Annotated in this window: 4 protein-coding genes and 1 pseudogene; all 5 read right to left on the reverse strand. The window is 68.3% G+C overall.

Annotated elements, in window-relative coordinates; all coding sequences use genetic code 11:
- Window positions 1–238: pseudogene (locus AC2VOP_RS17085) on the reverse strand (DNA alkylation response protein); the annotation flags it as partial.
- A gap of 82 nt (window positions 239–320) precedes the next feature.
- Window positions 321–1949, reverse strand: a complete 1629-nt coding sequence (locus tag AC2VOP_RS17090) for an acyl-CoA dehydrogenase family protein (protein WP_486962067.1) — start codon at window positions 1947–1949, stop codon at window positions 321–323.
- Between the two features lie 179 nt (window positions 1950–2128).
- Entirely contained in the window at window positions 2129–3271 is a 1143-nt protein-coding gene (locus AC2VOP_RS17095) for a PPE family protein (protein ID WP_486962068.1), read from the reverse strand.
- Window positions 3272–3290: 19 nt separating this feature from the next.
- A complete protein-coding gene (locus AC2VOP_RS17100) occupies window positions 3291–4502 on the reverse strand; it encodes a PPE family protein (RefSeq protein ID WP_486962070.1) in 1212 nt (403 codons plus the stop codon).
- A 178-nt stretch (window positions 4503–4680) separates the two neighbouring features.
- The coding region (locus tag AC2VOP_RS17105; protein ID WP_486962069.1) for a TIM barrel protein at window positions 4681–4987 on the reverse strand (307 nt) is incomplete at its 5' end.

A 4987-nucleotide genomic window follows, 5' to 3' on the forward strand; every position in this document is an offset into this window, starting at 1 on the left:
CCTCGTCGACGCGGAACCCGTACCGGTCGTGGGTGTGCAGGATCGGCCGGTTGCGTTCGGCCAGCTCGCCCCAGCGCTGCCCCTGTTCGGATCCGGACAGTACGCCGACCTCGTTGACCTCGTCCACGCCCCATTGCCCACCCTCGCGGATGAGCGCTTCCACGAGGACCGGGAGAGCGGCGGGGTTGTAGTTCTCCAGGGGCGGAACCTGGTTGGTGACGACGTGGGTGTCTGACATGCGGGTAGTATTACATTTTTCCAACAACTGCACAAGACATGTAATGACGGTTCGTTCGGGAAGCCGACATCGGTCGCGAGCGTCAGCGCTGAACCGATGCACGCTCCAGGATCGGATCCAGGTCCAAATCCACGGGCAACGTCCCGTACGCGCCACGCCGCCGCCCGCCCATCCGGGAGGCCAAAAACGCCTCGGCGACCGCAGGATGACCGTGGCCGACCAGAAGCGAGCCTTGCAGCGCCAGGCAGATGTCTTCGGCCACGCTGCGGGCACGCCACTCCAGAGATACGGATCCCCCGAGGCGCTCCCGCAACCGGCGCACATGGGCGTCCAAGCGCGGATCCTGCCCGGCGGTCGTCGACAAGTCGTCGAACAGCACCTCGACACATTCCGGTCGCGTGGCCATCGCACGGAGCGCGTCCAGGGCGGTCACGTTGCCCGAACCCTCCCAGATCCCCATCAGCGGAGCCTCGCGGTAGAGCCGCGGCATGCCAGACTCCTCGACATAGCCGTTGCCACCCAGGCACTCCATCGCCTCGGCCACCTGCGGGGTGGCTTGTTTGCACACCCAGTACTTGCTGGCCGGCAGGCCGATCCGGAGCAGCAGCGCCTCGGTCTGATCGCCGCGCACCGCGTTGTCGGTGGCTCCGGCCATCCGCATCGCGACCATGGTTGCAGCCTCGGCCTCGACGGCCAGGTCGGCGAGCACGTTGCGCATCAGCGGCTGGTCGATCAGGTAGGCGCCGAAGGCCTTTCGGTGCTGGGCGTGGTGAACGGCCTGGGTGAGTCCAGTGCGCATGTTCGTCGCGCTGGCCAGCACGTTGTCCAGTCGGGTGAGGTTGACCATCTCGATGATGGTGGGCACGCCGCGACCCTCCTCGCCCACCAGCCACGCGATCGCGCCGTCGTATTCGACCTCGCTGGAGGCGTTGGCATGGTTGCCCAGCTTGTCCTTGAGCCGCTGCAGGAACATCCGGTTGCGGGTGCCGTCGGGAAGGATGCGCGGCAGAAAGAAGCAGCTCAACCCGCCCGCTGCCTGCGCCAACACCAGGAACACATCAGACATCGGCGCCGAAGTGAACCACTTGTGCCCGGTCAGGCTGTAGCTGCGGTCGGTATTGGGGACGGCGTGCGTGGCGTTGGTACGCACGTCCGAACCTCCCTGCTTTTCGGTCATCGACATGCCCGCGGTGATGCCACGCTTTGCCGCGGGAACCAACGACTGCGGGTCATACTCGCGGCTGGTCAGCAGCGGCTCGTAAACCGCCGCCAGCTCGGGATTGTGGCGCAGCGCCGGTACCACGGCATAGGTCATCGCCATCGGACATCTGGTGCCGGGTTCAGCCGTCCACGCCGCAGTCTTGGCCGCACGCACCACATGCGCACCCGGTCTGGGGTCCGCCCACGGCGCAGCAAACAGCCCATGGGAGATGACCGCGCGCATGAGCTCGTGGTAGGCGGGGTCGTACTCCACCTCGTCGACGCGGTACCCGAAGCGGTCGTGGGTGTGCAGGACCGGCCGGTTGCGGTCGGCGAGCTCGCCCCAGCGCTGAGCCTCGCGGGTGGACGAGAGCGCCCCGACCTGGTTGACCTCGTCCAGACCCCACTGGCCGCCTTCGCGGATCAGGGCCTCGACAAGCACCGGGGACATCGCGGGGTTGTAGTCCTCCAGCAGCGGAACCTGATTGATGACGGCATGGGTATCTGGCATGCGGGCAGTATTACATTTTTCCGACAATCGCACAATAAATGTAACATAAAGTTCGCGGCCCGGACTTTTCGCGCCGCCTCGGGTAGGTGCGCCTCAACGCCGCGGAAAGCCGTCGGGGCACAACCCGCGGCCGGCGCCCCGTTCCACGATGCCGCCTCCGCACGCTGCGGGACCGGACGTCACCCGGCGGCCGGAGAACGCGGGACCACCTTGTTCTTGTTGGTCGTCTTATCGTCCCGCCCCTTGGCCGCAGCCGCGCTGATCACCCGGCCCGCCAAAGTGCCAAGTAGCGTCTCGCCGAACAGCATGGTTCCGGGCATGCCCGCCGTCTCTGCTGCGGCGGTGACCGGCAGCGTCGCCGCAGTGGCCTCCGCACCTTGGGCGGCGGTCACCGTCCAGGTGGGCGGTATCGACAGCGCGCCCACGTTGCTCGCCCGACCCATCACCGCCGAGGCCGACGAGACGCCCGACGACGTCGGGATCCCGAAAATGGGGTCGAACGGGCCGATGCCCTGGGCGAAGTCGCGCAGCGCGCTGGTGCGGAAACCGGTGAGCCGCGACGCCAGTGCGATGAGACGCCAGGCTTCGTCGTTCACCGACAGCGCCGAGGTGCCCCCTTCCAGACCGTACGTGGAGATCGGCTGTCCGGCGATGGTCGGCACAACGCCCGACGACGGGGCCGCGGAGTTCGATGCGGCTGCCGGCTGCGCCAGGACGTTGCCAAGCCCGGCAACGGTGTTGGCGCGACCGGCGCCGGCCTGCGCCAGCGTCGCGGACTGGGCGACCGATCCGGTCGGATTGGTGGTCCGCGGTGCCGGGTGGAATGGAGCCACCTGCGATGCCGCCGCTGACGAGCCCGCATACCCGTACATGACTGCAGCGTTGTGCGCCCACATCTCGTCGTAGTCAGCTTCGGCGGCCGCGATCGCCGGGCTGTTCTGACCGAAGAAGTTTCCCGCGATCAGCGCCGCCACCTCGACGCGATTGGCTGCGATCAGAGGCGGGGGAACCGTCATCGCGAAGGCCGCTTCATAGGCCGCCGCGGCCGTCTTGGCCTGCTCGGCAGTCTGCTCGGCCTGCGCGGCGGTGCCCTGCAGCCAGGCGAGGTAGGGGCCGGCGGCGCGGGCCATCGCGGCCGACGATGGTCCCTGCCACCCCGAACTGGTCAGGTTGGCGATCACCGCCCGGTACGCCGCCGCCGCGAAATTGAGTTCGTCGGCCAAATGCTCCCACGCCGTCGCGGCGGCAAGCAGCGGCGCCGCTCCCGGACCGGTGTACAGGCGCCCGGAGTTGACCTCCGGGGGCAGCGCTCCAAAATCCATTCTGTGACTCCTCTCTTCGTCAACTTCTGGTTCCTGAGCGGCCCGCCCGTTCGGAGGACTGGTTGTGCACCAGCGCCGGTTTGGTTTTCGGGTGCACCGGGTCGCGGGATTCGTTGGACAGCGCGGCCATCAACCCCTGGCTGAAAGTGCTGCCCGACATCGATTCCGGCAGCGTGGGCGAGGCGGTTCCGGCGACCGTAACGAACTCCGTCGACGACGACGCCGCGGCTGGGCTGAACACCGCTGGCTCGCGGGCCCAACTCACCGGCACCGACAACGGTCCGGCTGCTGCGGCCTGACCCATCGCCGCCGACATCCGATGGGCCTGCTCGTGCCCGGCACCGAGCTTCTCGGCCTGGTGTCTGGGGAATTTCTCGGCCGCGGCGTCTCGTCGTTCGACGCTTTGCTTGATCCCTTGGATCCTGGTACCCAAGTTGACCTGGGAGTTTGCCCGGAATCCCGCGGTGGCGAGGAAGAACGCGTTCTGCCCGAGGAGCGTCGGACCCAGCAAACCTTCCACGCCGAAGACGGGTGACAAGCTCAGCAGCGGGGTCAAGCCGAACAGCGGCACACCCTGCGCGCCGGAAGCCGCCGCGGTCTCGGGCAGTTGCGGCAGACTCGTCTCGAATCCGGGCAGAGCGGTTCGCAGTGCCGCGCTCACGCCGCCGACGGTGTGAGCCACTGCGAAGGTCTGCTCGACCGGGTTGGTGGCCCGCGGCGGTGCGACGAAGGGTTGCAAGTTCGCCGACGCGCGGGTCGACGCCGCGGCGTAGCCGTACATCGCGGCCGCGTCCTCGGCCCACATCTGGGCGTATTGGGCCTCGGTCGCGGCGATCCCGGGGGTGTTCTGACCGAAGAAGTTGGTGGTGATCAGCGCCGACAACGTCGCCCGATTGGCCGCGATCACCGGCGGGGGCACCGTCAACGCAAAAGCCGTCTCGAAGGCAGCCCCGGCTTGCTGAGCAGCCGCAGCGGTCCGCTCGGCCTGAGCCGCGGTGGCCAACATCCAGGCGATATGCCGGCCCGCCGCCGCGGCCAGCGCCGCCGAGGTCGGGCCCAGCCATGTGGTCGTGGTCAGGTCGCCGACGGCGGACATGTACCCGGCCGCCGTTACTTCCAACTCCGCAGCCAGCCCGTCCCATGCTGCTGCGGCGGCCAGTAGCGGCGCCGACCCCGGGCCGGCATACATCCGGCCCGAATTTACCTCCGGGGGCAGCGCCCCGAAATCCAACGTCAGCAACCTCCCGGGCACCGAACCAGCCCCTACCGGCTCGCCGGGCCGCGCGAGAGGCGTTCGACAACCGCAGAATAACCCGCCGTCGGGTGGTCAAACGTGCATCAAGAAACTTCCGACGTGTCTGTCAGACAGCTGCCAACCCGTGCTAGATCCGGCCCGCTGACTGCGTTGTTCAGCGCAGGGATTCCCGCAGGAAAGCGATGTCGCCCTTGCGGCCTTCCGCGGCGGTTTCGCAGATGACCGGCGCGTCCGCGGCTTTCACGGCCGCGACAAGATGCTCGGTGTCGATCTGGCCGCTGCTCAGGTTGGCGTGGCGGTCACGGCCCGAGCCGGCGGCGTCCCTGGAGTCGTTGCAGTGGACCAGGTCGATGCGGCCGGTGATGGCCCTGAGCGTTGCCGCGTCGTCGCGCGGCTTGGGCGCCTTCCAGCTCTTGGGGTTGCCGAGAAAGATCTGCACCACGTCCGCGCCCTCGGCCGCT

This window comes from Mycobacterium sp. TH-M106, from assembly GCF_057473765.1.

Coding starts and splice junctions, on each gene's coding strand:
- AC2VOP_RS17090 (WP_486962067.1), bottom strand. CDS start 1,949: ATGCCAGATACCCATGCCGTCATCAATCAGGTTCCGCTGCTGGAGGAC.
- AC2VOP_RS17095 (WP_486962068.1), bottom strand. CDS start 3,271: ATGGATTTTGGAGCGCTGCCCCCGGAGGTCAACTCCGGGCGCCTGTAC.